The organism is Lysinibacillus sp. NPDC093197 (assembly GCF_044754025.1).
GTDB lineage: Bacteria > Bacillota > Bacilli > Bacillales_A > Planococcaceae > Lysinibacillus.
Genome location: NZ_JBIVOH010000005.1, coordinates 331,161 through 347,944 on the forward strand (window position 1 = coordinate 331,161; position 16,784 = coordinate 347,944).

The window sequence follows — 16,784 nt, forward strand, 5'->3', positions numbered from 1 at the left end:
CTCTTCCTTTCATTTCAGCGGAAAATTATTATTCAGCGTTTTTTAATTTTTTCGCTGCTTTCTCACGTTCGTTTTTATCTAGAATTTTTTTACGAAGGCGAATAGATTCTGGTGTGATTTCTAAGTACTCATCATCACCTAAGTATTCAAGAGCTTCTTCTAGAGATAAAATACGTGGTTTTTTAATAACATTCGTTTGGTCTTTATTTGCTGAACGGATGTTTGTTTTTTGTTTCATTTTTGTAATATTTACAGTGATATCAGCGTCACGAGTATTTTCTCCAACAATCATACCTTCGTAAATATCTGTACCTGGCTCTAAGAACAGTGTACCACGGTCTTCAATTTGCATCATACCATAAGTTGTTGATTTACCAGTTTCCATTGAAACGAGTACGCCTTGGTGACGACCACCAATTTTTCCTGGTAATAATGGTTGGTAGCAATCAAACGTATGGTTGATAATACCGAAACCTTTTGTCATCGACATAAATTCAGTTGTATAACCGATTAATCCACGAGCTGGTACTAAGAACGTTAAACGAACTTGACCACTGCCGTTGTTAACCATGTCAAGCATTTCACCTTTACGTGTACCAATAGATTCAATAATAGAACCAACATTTTCTTCAGGTACATCGATTTGAACGCGTTCGAATGGTTCACATTTCACACCATCGATTTCACGCACGATTACTTGAGGTTTTGATACTTGTAATTCGAAACCTTCACGACGCATGTTTTCAATCAGGATAGATAAGTGAAGCTCACCACGACCTGAAACTGTCCAAGCATCTGGAGAATCCGTATCTTCAACGCGTAAAGAAACGTCCGTTTGTAATTGAGCACGTAAACGCTCTTCTACTTTACGAGAAGTAACCCATTTCCCTTCACGACCTGCAAATGGAGAATTGTTTACTAAGAAAGTCATTTGTAAAGTTGGCTCATCGATACGTAAAGGCGTAAGCGCTTCTTGGTGTTCAACAGGACATACTGTTTCACCTACGTTGATATCTTCCATACCTGAAACGGCGATTAAGTCACCAGCTTTTGCTGTCTCTACTTCTTCACGTTTTAAACCGAAGAAACCAAAGATTTTTGTTACACGGAAGTTTTTCACTGTACCGTCTAATTTCATCAGTGCAACTTGTTGACCTACAGAAATTGTCCCGCGGAATACACGGCCAATACCGATACGTCCAACGAAGTCATTATAGTCAAGTAAAGCTACTTGGAATTGTAATGGGTCTTCTGAGTTATCAACTGGTGCTGGAATAGCCTCAATGATTTTTTCAAATAGACATTTCATATTTTCTTCTTGTTTAGATGGATCAGCGTCTAACGAAGCTGTACCATTTACACCTGAAGCATAAACAACTGGGAAGTCTAATTGATCGTCATCTGCACCTAGCTCGATGAATAATTCAAGCACTTCATCTACTACTTCTAGTGGACGAGCAGAATCTTTGTCTACTTTGTTAACTACAACGATTGGTGTTAAACGTTGTTCTAATGCTTTTTTAAGTACGAAACGTGTTTGTGGCATACAACCCTCATACGCATCGACAACTAGTAAAACGCCGTCTACCATTTTTAAAATACGTTCTACCTCACCACCGAAGTCAGCGTGTCCAGGCGTATCAAGGATGTTGATACGAGTTCCTTCATAGTTTACTGCTGTATTTTTAGCTAAAATCGTAATACCGCGTTCACGTTCAATATCATTAGAGTCCATTGCACGTTCTTCAACACGTTCGTTTGAACGGAATGTACCTGATTGTTTTAATAATTGGTCGACTAAAGTAGTTTTACCATGGTCAACGTGGGCGATAATTGCGATATTGCGAAGATCTTGACGTAAGTTTGTCATTATTCCACTCCATATTCTTTTTTCGAATGTTTAACTGTGATATTATAGCACAAGAAGGATGTAAATGTCCTTATTAGAATTTCTATCATTCTAAAAAAATATTTTCAATCACAAATTTATTATAAATTAGGGGGCGCTCGATTATGAATCGTGGAAAAATCGTAATGGCCATTTATGCACTAGCAGCTGTACTAGCAATGTGTTCTATCGGGTATTCAGTAGCAGCAAGTAATACATTTGGTGTAATAGCAGGCATTGTCGCTACTTGTGTCATTTTCATGACAGCATTTAAAATGAAGCGTAAACTGCGAGAACAAGGCTTACTTTAATGTTAGTATTCGCTTACTAACAACATTTATGTGTCCAAAATGACACATTATCACAGTTGGAGCTGTACATTATTAGGCAACTCCTTCCATACTGTAGAAAACACGAGTCATTGTCCATTGTAGACAATGACTCGTGTTTGTTTATAATTCCTATTGCTCAAAAATATTATTTAACGCTTTGCAACTATCTCCTCAGCATTCAATCAAACAAGTAACACTTTTCTTTAATGGTCTTTTGCTAGGTAATCTAAAGTTGCTTGGCCTAAAACATTTGCTGCAATGCGCAATGAGCGTTCATCAATATCGAATTTTGGATGATGGTGGGGATATACTTCCTCCCATTCTGGATTTTTTGCTCCCGTAAAGAAAAATGCCCCTGGAATTTCCTCTAAATAGTATGCAAAATCCTCACCACCCATAGTTGGGTCTACGAATTCAACCGCCGTCACATCTGTTACTTTTCTTGCAGATGCCATTACATGTTCTGTTTCTATAGCATGATTAACAACTGGTGGGTAACCACGACGATACTCATATTCATAGTCCGCCTTTGTTAAATAACATGTTGCCTTTAATAGCTCCTCAATTTCACGTTCTAGTAAATCGCGCTCCTCCTCATGGAAAGTACGTACAGTTCCTTTCATGTAGACTTGGTCTGCAATTACATTAAAAGGATTTAATGCCTCAATATGACCTACCGATACTACCGCCGGACGCAATGGATTTATACGACGAGACACAAGCTGTTGTAAATTTGTAATAAATTGCGCTGCAAGCAAGATTGAATCCTTCGTATCGCTCGGGTTTGAGCCATGACCGCCCTTTCCTTTAATCTTAATGTAGATACCATCAGCCGCAGCCATAAATGGTCCGATTGCTGTCTGCACCCTTCCAAGTTCTGTTGGTGCCCATAAATGTGTACCAAAAATAACATCCACACCTTCTAAACAACCATCCGCAATCATTGATTTCGCTCCACCTGGTGCAAGTTCCTCTGCATGTTGGTGAATAAACACAATTGTTCCAGCTAAGTTGTCTTTCATTTGATTAAATGCCTTCGCTAAAATTAACAATGAAGCTGTATGTCCATCATGTCCACAAGCATGCATACGCCCTTTAATTTTTGATTGGAAAGGCAAAGCTGTTTCTTCTGTAATAGCTAAAGCGTCGAAGTCTGCACGTAATGCTACTGTTTTTCCTGGCTTACCGCCTACTAATTTCGCCACAACACCATTGCCACCAACACCTTCGCGTACGTCATGTCCTAATGCGCGATGAAATGACGCAATAGTTTTCGGTGTTTCAACTTCTTCAAACGAAAGTTCAGGATTTTCATGGAAATGACGACGAAGCTGTATCATTTCCTCTTCATATTGTTTTAATAAATCAATTAGTTGCTCTTGCTGTAAAACTGTCATAGATTAACACTCCTTATTTTAAGTATATATAATCTCCAGGTCCAAGTGGTAAACCAAGTAAGAACCAAATGGCAAACAGTAGAATCCATCCGATTGCAAAGAACACAGAAAACGGTAGTAACGCTGAAATGAGTGTACCAATTCCGATATTTTTATCGTAGCGTTTGGCAAATGAGAGCAAAATGGCGAAATACGGTAGCATCGGTGTAATTGGGTTTGTAATTGAGTCCCCTACACGATATGCCATCTGCGTTACAGCCGGGGAATAGCCTAAGTATAGGAACATTGGTACGAAAATTGGTGCAAGTAATGCCCATTTTGCAGATGCACTGGCGATTAATAAGTTAACGAACGCACAAATTAATACAAATCCTATCATCATCGGTAAACCTGTAAAATTTAATGCTTGTAAAAGTTCTGCACCTTTAATAGCTAATATGGCACCGATATTACTCCAGTTGAAAAAGGCAATCATTTGTGAAGCAGCAAATGCTAAGACAATAAATGGAGCCATATCAGAAATTGATTTAAAGATTTTCTCAGCAACTTCCTTGTCATTTTTCACTTCTTTTGCCGCAATACCATAGGCAAGACCAGGTAAAAGGAAGAAAAATAACATAATCGGTACAATACCTGACATGAACGGTGAATTTAAAAAGCCACCTGTTTCAGGATCGCGTAAAAGACCGTTCGACGGAATGACCGTAAATGCAATTACTACAATATAAATGACTGTAACAATACCTGCCCATAATAAACCACGTTTCTCTAAAGCTGTTAGTGGCTCTAACTTTTCAACCTTGCCTTCAAATATGCCAAAGCGAGGCTCTGTAAACTTTTTCGCAACCCATGTACCAATGACGATTAATAAAAACGTCGAAGCAATTAAAAAGTAATAGTTCATTGTTGCTCGTCCAGTATATTCTGGGTCTGCAATATGCGCTGCGGATTCAGTAATTCCTAGTAATAATACATCTAGTGAACTAATTAAAATATTGGCACTAAAGCCCCCAGCTACTGCTGCATATGTAATAATTAAACCTGCAAGTGGATTTCGGCCAATGCTCATAAAAATCATTGCTGCAATTGGCGGTAAAATGATGAATGCTGCATCAGCAGCTAGATTACCAACTAAACCTGTGAAAATAATAAATGGCACAATTAATTTTGTAGGAGCTGACATTACAAGCTTTTTCATAACAGCTGAAATAAGTCCTGTTTGCTCTGCTAAACCAATACCAATCATTGTTACGATTACTAATCCCAAAGGAGCAAAACCTGTAAATGTCGATACCATTTGCGTTAAAATTAATATAAGACCTTCTTGACTCAACAGATTTTTTACTTGTATGACATTTTCAGTGCCAGGTTGAACCGCTGAAATACCAAAAATGGATAATATCCATGATAAAACAAGCACAATACCTGCTAAAATAATAAATAGCGTAATTGGATCAGGCAATTTATTACCTGCCCTTTCAATGTTATCTAGCAGTTTATCAATCCAAGATTTCTTTAGAGTGTCTGATTTTTTTTGCATAAATCCCTCTCCTTCTATTTTTAAAATTCGACTTATGCTATTCAATCTAACACTATTTTAAGACATTGATAGCATGTGTCCTTAATACAAAGAAACCATATTTTTAGAATATTTTCAATATTTAATTTAAAATTAAGGAGATAATACTATGTATAAAATTAATGTTTTCACTGCTAAATTATCCCTCTCATGGGTACAGCAACTTGAAAAAATCAAACCATCTTTTTGCGAATTCCATTACCATTCCTACACAGATTATGAACATTTATATACACTGATAGAGCAACATTTAACAGCTGGAGACGGTGCACTTTTTAGCGGGCAAATTCCATACTTTTTTACACAAACAAATTTTCCAAACATGGGTATACCTATGCTCTATTTTGATATTTCAGAACGTGATTTTTACCGTGCTTTAACAGAGTTATTTTATGAGAATAAAATTGCTATGAATCGAATTGCCATTGATTTTTGTTATGAGGAAAACGACTATCTCGGCATTCATGAATGGTCAATGGGAAGACAGCCTTATCTTTTTAGTCAAACTATGAATGAGTACGCAAGCAACGATATTATAGATAAAGTTGGGAACTGGCATATTCAGTTACATCGCGACAATAAAGTAGATTTAAGTTTTACTCGTATTGCTGAGATGCGGGAGCGATTGGCACACCAAAATATACCGTTTATCGCTTTTCATCCATCACTCCATGCCATGCAATTAACATTGGATCAGTTGGTAAATCAGCTACACCTTCGCCAACTTGAGCAAAATAAAGTAGTCGTTGTACATATTTTAATTCCGATAGATAAATCCAATATAGATGAATTGGAGTATCGGCAAATTGCTTTATACAAAGCCATTTTAGATTTTAAGCAACTGTATGACAGCACTTTTATAGTGCATCGGGAAGCTTCCTATATCGCCATCATCACAACCTATAAGCAATTTTTAATGACAACCAATGATTATACACATTGTCAACTCGTAGATTTTTTAGATGAAAAATTACTATTTCCTGTAAAAATAGGTTGGGGCATTGGTAACTCTCTAACCGAAAGTCAGAATTTCGCAAAAAAGGCTGCAACACTCTGTTCTTCAAAGGAAACACAGGGCTATATTATTGAAAATGCAAAAGAAATTGGTCCGTTACTATACGGAGCTTTATTGCAGTTTGATAATGAAAAACAGCAGTGCTTAAAAAAATTAAGCGCTGCCCATGATATCCCTTTATTGCAATTGCAAAAAATCGAGGCTGTTATGGAAAAATTAGCAACAACTATCGTCAACGGGGAACTGTTAAGCACACATTTAGGCATCACTGTGCGCTCTGCAAACCGCATTTTAAAACAACTCCATGAAAAGAATTTAGCGGTCGAATTACCAAGTCTTACTTCAACTACAAGGGGACGTCCAAAAAAATACTATCAACTCAATTTATATTAGCGTCAGCAAAAAAACTGTTTAGGAAAATATTCCTAAACAGTTTTTTATGTAAAAGCTATACATCATAAGGCACAATATATTTTCCTAATAATTCTTGATGAATGGCAGGGTTAGCAATAATAAATGTATCCTGATGCAGGAAGTCAAAGCCTTCCCCATGTAAATTTGTTGTGATAGCTCCAACTTCTTGTGCAATGATTATTCCTCCAGCGATGTCCCAAGGAGATAGTCGCATCGACACATAGGCATCTAGTTTCCCACTGACAACAAAGGCAATTTCCATTGCAGCGGAGCCATAAGAACGCGTACCTCGCACTTTTCGAACTAATTCTATTACTTTTTCATGATGTATATGTCGATTTGGTGCTACCCAATGTGCATTAATGCCAATAACAGATTCTTCAATTTTCACAGGCTGTAATTTGCGCAGCGGTGATGCATTATACCAAGCACCTTCTCCAGCAACTGCATTGAACAAGTCTTCACGCATTACGTCATATATGTAACCAAGTTTCCCTACACCATCAATAAATATGCCAATAGAAATCATAAAGTGACGATGTTGCTTTACAAAATTCATTGTTCCATCAATCGGATCAATAATCCATACAACACCATCTAACGATTCGACTTTTTCTCCCATTCCCTCTTCGCCTAAAATTTTATGGGTAGGGTCAAAAGATTTAATTTTTTCAATAAAAAATAATTCTGTTTCTCGGTCTATATTTGTAACAAGGTCATTCGCATTCGATTTTGTCTCGATCACTAAATTATATGAAAATGCATTACGAATACGTTTAGCTGCTTCAACAATGATACTTTTCGCGTATTGATCGATTTGCTTTAAATCCATAAAAACCCACCCCTCGAATATAGAAAACATTCACGCTCTTGCACAACGCATTTTGCTAGTCCTTACCATTCGAGCGACATAGCTACTGTACGCTACACAATACATACATTAACCCGTTTCTAGTCATCAAAATAGTATACCCATTAACAGAAAGCGTGAGTTATGTATTATATTACACCTTTCAGACCATTTAATGTGCAATGTCACGCACTAAAAAATGAAAACAATAAATTCTATTATGATATATTGTCTATTTTAACCTTTATAACAACAAAAATCACCTGCTGTCAGAATATTCAGCAAGTGATTTTATATGGGGGTTAATTTTTTTTTACGCATAGGCGTGCAAACTTTCCAGCTCCATCTGTATTTCGACTAGTCGCTTTTTACTTTTCGCTATTTCACCCTCATCTTTCTCATTCATCGCTGAAAATAGTGAGGCTAATTCATAATCAATTTCTAATTGTAGAATGCGTTCATATTGCTTTTCAATGTCAACTTTACGTATAATTTTTACGACTTGTTTCATAAAAGTCACTTCCCTTTTTTATTTTTTTACAAAACCTTATACTATTCGATAAAGTTCTTGTTATAAGATTTTTTCCCATTTTTTTAATAAAATAAACCTTATAATCGAAAGGAGTTACTAAAAATGTCTACCTTAAAATGGACTAATAAAGACTTTAATGTTTTTCAAATAAACGGTTTAGAACAACGAATGGATGCTTTAGAATCCTGTGTACGACCAAAATTCAATAAACTAGGAGAAAACTTCTCCGCCTTCTTTTCCAGCCACCTAGGGGAAGAATTTTATCCCCATGTAGCAAAACACGCCCGCAGAACGGTTAATCCACCAAATGACAGTTGGGTTGCATTCGCTCCTTATAAAAGAGGTTATAAAGCGTTGCCTCACTTTCAGATTGGTCTTTGGAGCACACATTTATTCATCGTCTTGGCTATTATTTATGAAGCACCGCAAAAAAATTTAATGGCAGAGCGTTTGCTAGCCAACAAAACCTTGTTACAACAGCTTCCGGATGAATTTATTGTTTCTGGGGATCATATGTCGCCTGCTGCGATTTCCTTACAAGACGCTAAAGAAGAACAACTAGAAGAATTGCTTATACGTCTACGTGATGTTAAAAAAGGGGAATTTTTAGTTGGACGTCATATTCCAAAAGAAGAAGCGATAAAAATGTCTGTTAAACAATTCCAACAACTGACAGAAGAAACATTCCAAACATTACTTCCTATTTATAAAATTATTCAAGGAAAATAATTTGTCGAGTCTCATCATAAAAATGTGGAATAAAAATCTTACTTGAACAAGTATAATCGAAAGATTGTGAAACCCGAATTTTATAAGGTTTTACACATATGGACGAGGTCTTAATGTAGGTCTTTTGAGGAAATGCTCAGCACAGCTTAAGATGTATTGACGATGCATATTGAGGGTATGATAATTTTTATATCATTTGACATTAGTTCTATCGCATTGAGCGTGTGGACGAGGTGTTGGACGATCGTCCGTGAACATTTTGTTACAGAAATCGATATTGCTGTAGTTTATGCAAATTTTCATTAATTAACACAATATTTCACATAGTGATTTAATAAAATTTTAAATAATAATGCTATAAGAAATCCGCTTCGCTTTTCGTAGGCACAGGCTAAGCAGAGTTTTTGCATAGTTAGTTGATTATCGTTAATAACGGTTCCTACAGAAAGCTTTGCGGGTTTTTTCTTAACTAAAAAGGCATGCTAGGAAATATCCTAGCACACCATTTTCACTTTTGGCCGCGACGATTTTAACGTCGTTGCTTTGGAACTACTTTAATTAACGTTCCATCAGCTGCCTCTTTTGCTTGTTTCACAACTGGATAGCTTACATAGCCACTTGCTTCTTCAAATTCTCGAAAAATTGTTTTTTCCTCAGCTTGTGAAGGAACAATTTCTTTAAAGCGACGATATTTTGCCATCATCACTTCACGTTTAATGCCCTTTTCATAAGCAAGCTCGATGCCTTCAAAAAATTTAACAACATCAACAATCTCTTCAGTCGACCAATCAATTGAAAACGGATAAGAATATTCCATTTGGACTTTACCACCTTTACATTACTGTCCCCATTTTACCCGGATACTTTCCGCTTCTGCAACCATTCGTGTAATGAGCTCGTCCACTGTTGGAATATCTTGAATCATTCCTGTAACTTGTCCTGCCCAACCAATGCCTGCATCCTTTTCTCCATCATAAATAAAACGCTTATTAGCACTCCCACTAATATAATCTTTCAATGCTTCATAAGAAGGTGTCTCACGCTCTATTTCTAAAATTTTCTCTGTGAAATTACTGCGTAACGCTCTTGCTGGTGCCCCAATAGAACGCTTAATAACAGTTGTATCTGCCTCTGAACTAATGAGTAACGCCTCTTTATATGCTTGTGATGCATCTACACATTCTTTTGTAGCAATAAAGCGTGTCCCCATTTCAATGCCTTCTGCACCGAGTGCATGTGCTGCCATCCAGCCACGACCGTCACCAATACCACCAGACGCAATCACAGGAATTTTCACACTATCCACTACTTGTGGTACAAGCACCATAGTCCCGACATCGTCACGACCAAGATGTCCACCACCTTCTTGTCCCACTACCATTACTGCATCTGCACCTAGCTCTTCCGCTTTCTGAGCTTGTCTACGAGCTGCAACAAGTACAAGTTTTTTTATATTTGTTCCTTCAAGTAAATCAAATATCGGAGCTGGATTTCCACCCGTCATTGTGACAACGGGTACTTTTTCTTCAACAGCTACTCGCACCATATCCTCATAGCCTGTGCCATGCATTCCGATAGCAAAATTCACTCCAAATGGATTATCAGTTAATGTTCTTACTTTATGGATTTCTGCACGCAATAAGTCTGGATCTCGTAAGCTCATAGCAGTTATTTGCCCTAGACCGCCAGCATTCGACACCGCGGCTGCTAAATCTGCATAAGCTAAATAAGCTAATCCCCCTTGAATAATTGGATATTTTATTTTTAAAAGTTCGGTGATACGTGTCTCCCAATTCATCGAATCTCTCCTTTCGTACCATACTAACTTCTCGTAATCATGAAAAAATCCCTTTATTTTTTTAATTAAAGTCTATTTTTTCATGTCGTTAGGTGCTATAATTCATTTGTTTTCTTAGATATTATAAAAGTGAGGTGGTACCTGCGTTGTCACAATTAGAGACTCCATTGTTCGACGTATTACTAAAACATCGGAACAGACATCCAATTCAGTTCCATATTCCAGGCCATAAGAAAGGGCACGGTATGGATCCTGCTTTCCGAGAATTCGTCGGCGACAACGTTTTATCAATCGATTTAATTAACATTGCTCCACTAGACGACTTACATTCACCAAAAGGTGCAATCAAGGATGCACAAGCACTTGCTGCAGAAGCTTTTGGTGCTGATCATACATTCTTTTCCGTACAAGGTACTAGTGGCGCCATTATGACGATGATCCTGACCGTCGTCGGTCCAGGTGATAAAATTCTAGTACCACGGAATGTTCATAAATCCATTATGTCAGCGATTGTTTTTGCTGGTGCCATTCCTATTTTTATTCATCCTGAAGTAGATAGCGAATACGGCATTTCTCATGGTATTTCAGCGGAAGCGGTTGAAAAGGCATTAAATGCTTATCCAGACGCTAAGGCTGTTCTAGTCATTAATCCAACATATTACGGCTTCTCAGCGGATTTAAAACGCATTGTCGAAATTGTCCATCGTCGTAATATACCAGTCGTTGTCGATGAAGCGCATGGGGTACACATCAAATTCCATGACGAGCTACCCTACTCTGCAATGGAGGCTGGCGCAGATATGGCTGCAACAAGCGTACATAAGCTTGGAGGCTCTATGACGCAAACTTCAATTTTAAATGTACGTGAGGGACTAGTTTCCGCAAAACGTGTACAAGCAGTCTTCTCGATGCTCACAACAACATCAACATCCTACCCATTACTTGCATCGCTTGACACAGCACGTCGTCAGCTAGCAATTCATGGCTATGATTTAATTGGTGATGCACTTCGTTTAGCAAAAGATGCACGTAAACGCATTAACCAAATTCCACATTTAAAATGTGCTGGTAAGGAAAAACTTCACTCATCAGCAACATTTGATATGGATCCATTGAAGCTATTAATTAGTGTAAAAGACTTAGGTATTTCAGGCCATCAAGCTGAGGAATGGCTTCGTCACAATGCGAATATCGAAGTGGAATTATCAGACTTATATAACATTTTATGTTTAGTGACATTAGCAGATACAAAAAAAGAAATTAATCTTCTTATTAATGCATTAAGTCGTATGTCAAAAGCTTTCGATTCAGAAGCTGCCATTACAGAAGCAGTAGTCAATGTACCTGAAATCCCAGCACTTGCAATGTCACCTCGTGATGCATTTTATGCAGATACAGAGGTAGTACCTCTTGCAGATGCGGATAATTGTATTTGCGCTGAATTCATAATGGTTTATCCACCTGGAATTCCAATTTTTATTCCCGGGGAAATAATTACGCAAGAAAATATTCATTACATTCAAATGAATATTGAAGCTGGTTTACCAGTTCAAGGACCAGAAGATACAACATTAAAAACGATTCGTGTTATTAAAGAACGCAGAGCGATTATTTAAAATAATTTAAAACTTCAAAGCTACCTCTTTTAAATACAGTCTTAAGTGTTGTTGATTTCAGTTACGTGCTACGGCTTTCCGCTCAGCACACTGTAAGCTGCAACTCTTGCTAGCGCGCGGTTTATGCGCACTGAGCAGGAGACGCCGCTCCCACTCCAATCAACAAGATAAAAGGTATCAAGTTAAATTTCTTGATACCTTTTGTCGACACTCTGACCCCTTGTAACTATAGAAGAGGTAGCTTTTTAATGTCTTAAAGTATTCAGTTACCAGTTCTTCATAAATCCTAATTATGTTTACTAAACCTGTTCACTGTAATGGTTAGAAGTTATTTAATTTTTTTCTCAATTTATGCAGCACTGTATTACTTAAGCGTTGAATATGTTCCTTATTTTTCACCAGTATTCGATAAGAATCGATAATTGATAATATACGAATTAACATGTAAACACCAACTGCAATGAAAGCAATTAACAATGGATAATAAGGTATTAAAACTTCTGGTGCTACAAATTCTTTTTTTACTAATAAAAAGGAAATACCACCTGCTACAATTAAGCAAACTCCCACTACCATAATCACCGTATTTTTTTTCTTAACCTCTTCGTATCTTATGCTCAATTCTTTTAAATAATTTTGGTCAAATATTAATGCTTCTCTTTTAAGAATTGAATACCGATCTTCCTCTATAAAGCCCGCTGTAATCATTCCGATTCCAAGAACAACAATAATCGTAATAAGAATGGTATAAATTAATGGATCTTGTTTAAAAAGGAAATAAGGTATAGTGGATATGATAAGTAGACTAAAACCTATAGCGAAATATTTGGAAATTTTACGTTGAGATAATACATAACCTTCCGCCATTTCTTTACTTACATAATAACCATTGCTATCTTCATGGCTATGTTCAATAGTATCTTTTAGCAAGTAATCTATTGACACTTCGAAAACATTACCAAGCATTAAAAGTTTCTCTGTTTCAGGAAAACCTTGACCATTTTCCCACTTACTAATAGCTTGCCTAGTAGTATTTAATTTTTCAGCTAGTGCCTCTTGTGATAAACCTTTCTCTTTTCTTAATTTAAAAAGTTTTTCACTAAATGTCATATCTTGACTCCCCTTTCTGTTATTAATTAAATTTTATTAAAACAATTCTACTAATTCCATATTTCAGGGAGTGCACTTTGTCAACTTCAAGTTGCAACTGTGTTATTTGGCGCAATTTCTATATTACGAAGCGAAAAATTAGATTAAGTATTGGACATTACTTACAATATTTAAAAAGGGAGTGAATTGAATGAATACATGGGATGAACGTTTTAAAACGGCAGAATATGTTTATGGTGAACAACCAAATGCATTTATAGAAAACTATGTAGATTATTTAAAGGGGTATGTAAATGTAGCAGCCTATGCTGAAGGCGAAGGTAGAAATGCGGTTTTTTTAGCATCTAAAGGGCATACAGTAACTGCATTCGATTATGCTAAAAGCGGTCTTGAGAAAACGGCACAGCTAGCAAGAAAGCATTGTGTTACTGTTAATACTCAACTTGTAGATTTACTGCAAGATGAATTACCAATAGAAAAATTTGATGCCGCAGTCATGGTTTTTGGTCATTTTCCTGTAGAACAGCAGCATGCCGTTTTTAAACGTATAGTTCATTCTGTTAAACCTGGCGGCCGCATTATGATGGAATTATACTCCACATATCAACTACCATATGCCACAGGAGGCCCACAGAATATAAATTTATTATATCATCCTATTTCTATACTTACTTGGTGTCAGCCCTATAAAATTATTCATTTCTTTACAGGCGAACAAACACGAAATGAAGGTAGCTTACACACTGGTCTAGCACATACCATTCAATTAATAATTGAAAAAGATTAGACAAGCTTCATTTCGAAAAGACCCATCCCTTTACAAGCACATTATATCTTGTAAAGGGCCTTTTATTACATAAATAGATAAACAAAGAGCGGACATAGAAACGCTCCTATAATCGCTGTTAACCCCATAGAAAGCGAGCCAACTGATAATTCTTGTTCACCATACTCTCTAAGTTTAACAAGTCCTACACCATGCGAGGCGCTTCCTATCGCTACGCCTCTACTAACAGCAGAATCAATTTTTCCATATTTGATAACTAACGGTCCAATAATAGCTCCAACAAAACCTGCAATCATAACAAAAACTGCTGTTAAAGGAGGAATTCCGCCAATCGTTTCACTTACTTGCATACCTACAGGTGTTGTTAAAGATTTAGGCAAGGCTGTTAGCATCCAACTATCCTTTACACCGATCCATTTTAACAATATAAAAATTGTAAGTAATCCGGTAACCATTGCTAGCATTATTCCTGAAAGAATGGAGTACTTATATTTCATAATAATGGCTCTTTGATTATAAAGTGGGTATGCAAGTGCAACAACAGCTGGACCGAGCATTTTTTGAAGCCATTCCCCACCTACCATATAGGTTGAATACGGAATATGAAAGACAACTAAAATAACAGCACTGACAATAGTTGTTGTCACTAAAGGAATCATTATAGGATGTGGGAACCGTTGATAAAGCTTTGTAAATAAAACGAACAGCCCTATCGTACCAAGTACAACTATAAGTTCAATCAACAGATAATTCTCCCTTCCCGTCTTCAACATTTACTTCTTTTTCTTTCTTCGCTAATTCTCTTTTTTCAATCAGTTGGGTCAGCACTCCTGTTAAATAAATAGAAATTAGTGTACTTGCAATTACAGCTAAAATAATGAACAGACCTGTTGTAGACATTAGTTCTGGATAATCAATAATACCAACCGTTGCTGGAATAAAAAACAATGTTAAAACGCCAATTAAAAAACCAGCACCATCTTGAATGTATTCTACTTTAATTATTTTAAAATTGAGTAAAAGTGCTAATAACAGTAATCCAATTACACTTCCAGGAAGCGGAATGTGCAAGTACGAAACAATGCCCACACCAATATAATAAAAAATATTGAGAATCCCAATTTGAACAATAATACGGACAGCACGCATTAATATCATAGTAAATTTTTCGTTCAACATTTCGCCTCTTTTCACCCCCTATTACGCTTATTCTACAACTGCAGGAATTTTCTGTCTATTATAATTTTAGAAAAACAATAGAAAAAGGAGTCAACCTAAAACTTAATCGGTTGCTCCTTTTCATTCAATATCGTCTTAATAACACAGTTTTTTTCTGCATTTTTATGTTACATGTTACCTAATGGGATGAAAAACGTAAATATGTTAGAGCATTTTGCTTATCGGTATTTGTCGTTAAACTATAAGGAGTGTCCTGAACCGCCGTCTATATTAACAGCAGTACCTGTCACATAACTCGCTGCATCTGATACTAAAAAAGTAATGACATTGGCAGCTTCTTGTGTTTCTCCTACGCGGCCAAGTGGTATCGTTTGACCGACTTTTTGCGAATAGTCTTCCCATGTTAACTCTGATGCTTCTTTTTTCCATAGCTTCTCAATTTGATCACTTCGAATTAAGCCAATACACACTGAATTCACACGGATATTATCTTTCCCTAAGTCCTTGCTCATCGCTTTCGTTAAAGCTAGTCCAGCTGCACGGCTAACTGTTGTAGGAAGTGAACTTGCTGGTGGCGTTTTAGCCATAACTGCCGTTACATTAACAATTGCTCCACCGCCAACCTTTCGCATATGTGGTACTGCATATTTGGAACAATTAATAGCACCAAATACTTTTAAGTCAATATCAGATTGCCACACTTCACTGCTAACCGTTTCAAATGGATGTGCTGACGCTGTACCTGCATTATTAATAACAATATCAATACGCCCAAAATGCTCTACTGTACGCTCTATTAGTCTCTTACAATCTTTCTCCTTTGTGATATCCGTTGGAACAAATAACACATCTTCGCCCGTTTCGTTTTTAATGCATCCAGCGGCCACTTGTAGCTGTTTTTCGCCACGTGCACTAATAACTACCTTCGCGCCTTCTTTCACTAGCTGCATCGCCGTATAATAGCCTATACCTTTACTTGACCCAGTAATAATCGCCACTTTTCCTTTTAAGCCTAATTCCATTTCGTCCCACCCCTATTTTTTCGAATAGTCATTCAATAGTTTTACTGTATCAAAATTAGTAGAATTATACAAAAAAACGACTATAAAGCGTATACGCTTTATAGTCGTGTATCTGTGTTAAATTATTTTTTTGCTACAATATGGATTGGGTTGCCTAGTAATACTTCAGCAGCTTCCATCGTAATTTCACCTAATGTTGGGTGAGCATGAATTGTTAACGCGATATCTTCAGCAGTCATGCCGCCTTCGATTGCTAAGCCCATTTCAGCGATCATATCAGATGCACCTGCACCTACGATTTGAGCACCGATTAATAAGCCATCTTCTTTACGCGCAACTAGTTTCACAAAACCTTCTGTTTGGTTCAATGCAAGAGCACGACCATTTGCTGCGAATGGGAATTTTGCTGCAGTATATTCAATACCTTCAGCTTTAGCTTGATCTTCGTTATAGCCCACTGTCGCCATTTCTGGATCAGTGAAGCATACAGCAGGAACAGCTAAATAATCTACGATTGATTTCTCGCCAGCGATTGC

Annotated in this window: 16 protein-coding genes and 1 pseudogene; 5 read left to right on the forward strand and 12 right to left on the reverse strand. The window is 36.9% G+C overall.

What is annotated here, in order from left to right; all coding sequences use genetic code 11:
• Nucleotides 1–28: 28 nt before the first annotated feature.
• Nucleotides 29–1,870: a translational GTPase TypA gene (typA, locus tag ACIP9G_RS15610; RefSeq protein WP_340826044.1), complete on the reverse strand. Its 1,842-nt coding sequence runs from the start codon at nt 1,868–1,870 to the stop codon at nt 29–31.
• A 143-nt stretch (nt 1,871–2,013) separates the two neighbouring features.
• Between typA and ACIP9G_RS15615 the strand changes: the two genes are divergently transcribed.
• The gene (locus ACIP9G_RS15615; protein WP_340826045.1) at nt 2,014–2,199 is read left to right on the forward strand and encodes a DUF5325 family protein; all 186 of its coding nucleotides are present in this window, start codon (nt 2,014–2,016) and stop codon (nt 2,197–2,199) included.
• Between the two features lie 224 nt (nt 2,200–2,423).
• On the opposite strand, the gene ACIP9G_RS15620 is transcribed toward ACIP9G_RS15615, so the two are convergent.
• A complete protein-coding gene (locus tag ACIP9G_RS15620; RefSeq protein WP_401020536.1) occupies nt 2,424–3,617 on the reverse strand; it encodes an amidohydrolase in 1,194 nt (397 codons plus the stop codon).
• Nucleotides 3,618–3,630: 13 nt separating this feature from the next.
• Nucleotides 3,631–5,157, reverse strand: coding sequence for an AbgT family transporter (locus tag ACIP9G_RS15625; RefSeq protein WP_340826047.1), 1,527 nt, complete (start codon nt 5,155–5,157; stop codon nt 3,631–3,633).
• A 148-nt stretch (nt 5,158–5,305) separates the two neighbouring features.
• On the opposite strand from ACIP9G_RS15625, the gene ACIP9G_RS15630 reads away from it, so the two are divergent.
• The gene (locus tag ACIP9G_RS15630; protein ID WP_401020538.1) at nt 5,306–6,604 is read left to right on the forward strand and encodes a hypothetical protein; all 1,299 of its coding nucleotides are present in this window, start codon (nt 5,306–5,308) and stop codon (nt 6,602–6,604) included.
• Nucleotides 6,605–6,659: 55 nt separating this feature from the next.
• On the opposite strand, the gene ACIP9G_RS15635 is transcribed toward ACIP9G_RS15630, so the two are convergent.
• Nucleotides 6,660–7,457 carry an inositol monophosphatase family protein gene (locus tag ACIP9G_RS15635; RefSeq protein WP_340826049.1) on the reverse strand — a complete coding sequence of 266 codons (798 nt, stop codon included), beginning with the start codon at nt 7,455–7,457 and terminating at the stop codon, nt 6,660–6,662.
• Between the two features lie 331 nt (nt 7,458–7,788).
• Nucleotides 7,789–7,986, reverse strand: a complete 198-nt coding sequence (locus tag ACIP9G_RS15640; RefSeq protein WP_340826050.1) for a hypothetical protein — start codon at nt 7,984–7,986, stop codon at nt 7,789–7,791.
• Nucleotides 7,987–8,109: 123 nt separating this feature from the next.
• On the opposite strand from ACIP9G_RS15640, the gene ACIP9G_RS15645 reads away from it, so the two are divergent.
• Nucleotides 8,110–8,736: a YktB family protein gene (locus tag ACIP9G_RS15645; RefSeq protein WP_340826052.1), complete on the forward strand. Its 627-nt coding sequence runs from the start codon at nt 8,110–8,112 to the stop codon at nt 8,734–8,736.
• Between the two features lie 529 nt (nt 8,737–9,265).
• On the opposite strand, the gene ACIP9G_RS15650 is transcribed toward ACIP9G_RS15645, so the two are convergent.
• Both ACIP9G_RS15650 and ACIP9G_RS15655 read right to left on the reverse strand, forming a co-directional pair.
• Entirely contained in the window at nt 9,266–9,553 is a 288-nt protein-coding gene (locus ACIP9G_RS15650; RefSeq protein ID WP_340826054.1) for a UPF0223 family protein, read from the reverse strand.
• Nucleotides 9,554–9,574: 21 nt separating this feature from the next.
• Nucleotides 9,575–10,534, reverse strand: coding sequence for an NAD(P)H-dependent flavin oxidoreductase (locus tag ACIP9G_RS15655; protein WP_401020541.1), 960 nt, complete (start codon nt 10,532–10,534; stop codon nt 9,575–9,577).
• Between the two features lie 146 nt (nt 10,535–10,680).
• Here ACIP9G_RS15655 and ACIP9G_RS15660 point away from each other — a divergent pair, with 146 nt between their 5' ends.
• Nucleotides 10,681–12,150 carry an aminotransferase class I/II-fold pyridoxal phosphate-dependent enzyme gene (locus ACIP9G_RS15660; RefSeq protein ID WP_340826057.1) on the forward strand — a complete coding sequence of 490 codons (1,470 nt, stop codon included), beginning with the start codon at nt 10,681–10,683 and terminating at the stop codon, nt 12,148–12,150.
• Between the two features lie 321 nt (nt 12,151–12,471).
• Here the strand turns inward: ACIP9G_RS15660 and ACIP9G_RS15665 are convergent, their stop codons facing one another.
• Complete coding sequence (locus ACIP9G_RS15665) at nt 12,472–13,260, reverse strand: helix-turn-helix domain-containing protein (RefSeq protein WP_401020544.1); 789 nt, start codon at nt 13,258–13,260, stop codon at nt 12,472–12,474.
• A 190-nt stretch (nt 13,261–13,450) separates the two neighbouring features.
• On the opposite strand from ACIP9G_RS15665, the gene ACIP9G_RS15670 reads away from it, so the two are divergent.
• The gene (locus tag ACIP9G_RS15670; protein ID WP_401020546.1) at nt 13,451–14,047 is read left to right on the forward strand and encodes a class I SAM-dependent methyltransferase; all 597 of its coding nucleotides are present in this window, start codon (nt 13,451–13,453) and stop codon (nt 14,045–14,047) included.
• A gap of 65 nt (nt 14,048–14,112) precedes the next feature.
• Here the strand turns inward: ACIP9G_RS15670 and ACIP9G_RS15675 are convergent, their stop codons facing one another.
• The 4 genes and pseudogenes from ACIP9G_RS15675 to ACIP9G_RS15690 form a co-directional block, all read right to left on the reverse strand.
• Nucleotides 14,113–14,790, reverse strand: coding sequence for an LrgB family protein (locus ACIP9G_RS15675; protein ID WP_401020548.1), 678 nt, complete (start codon nt 14,788–14,790; stop codon nt 14,113–14,115).
• Nucleotides 14,783–15,226 carry a CidA/LrgA family protein gene (locus ACIP9G_RS15680; RefSeq protein ID WP_340826065.1) on the reverse strand — a complete coding sequence of 148 codons (444 nt, stop codon included), beginning with the start codon at nt 15,224–15,226 and terminating at the stop codon, nt 14,783–14,785. The genes ACIP9G_RS15675 and ACIP9G_RS15680 overlap by 8 nt, the downstream gene beginning before the upstream one ends.
• A gap of 239 nt (nt 15,227–15,465) precedes the next feature.
• A complete protein-coding gene (locus ACIP9G_RS15685; protein WP_401020551.1) occupies nt 15,466–16,248 on the reverse strand; it encodes an SDR family NAD(P)-dependent oxidoreductase in 783 nt (260 codons plus the stop codon).
• Nucleotides 16,249–16,370: 122 nt separating this feature from the next.
• Nucleotides 16,371–16,784: pseudogene (locus tag ACIP9G_RS15690) on the reverse strand (dihydrolipoyl dehydrogenase); the annotation flags it as partial.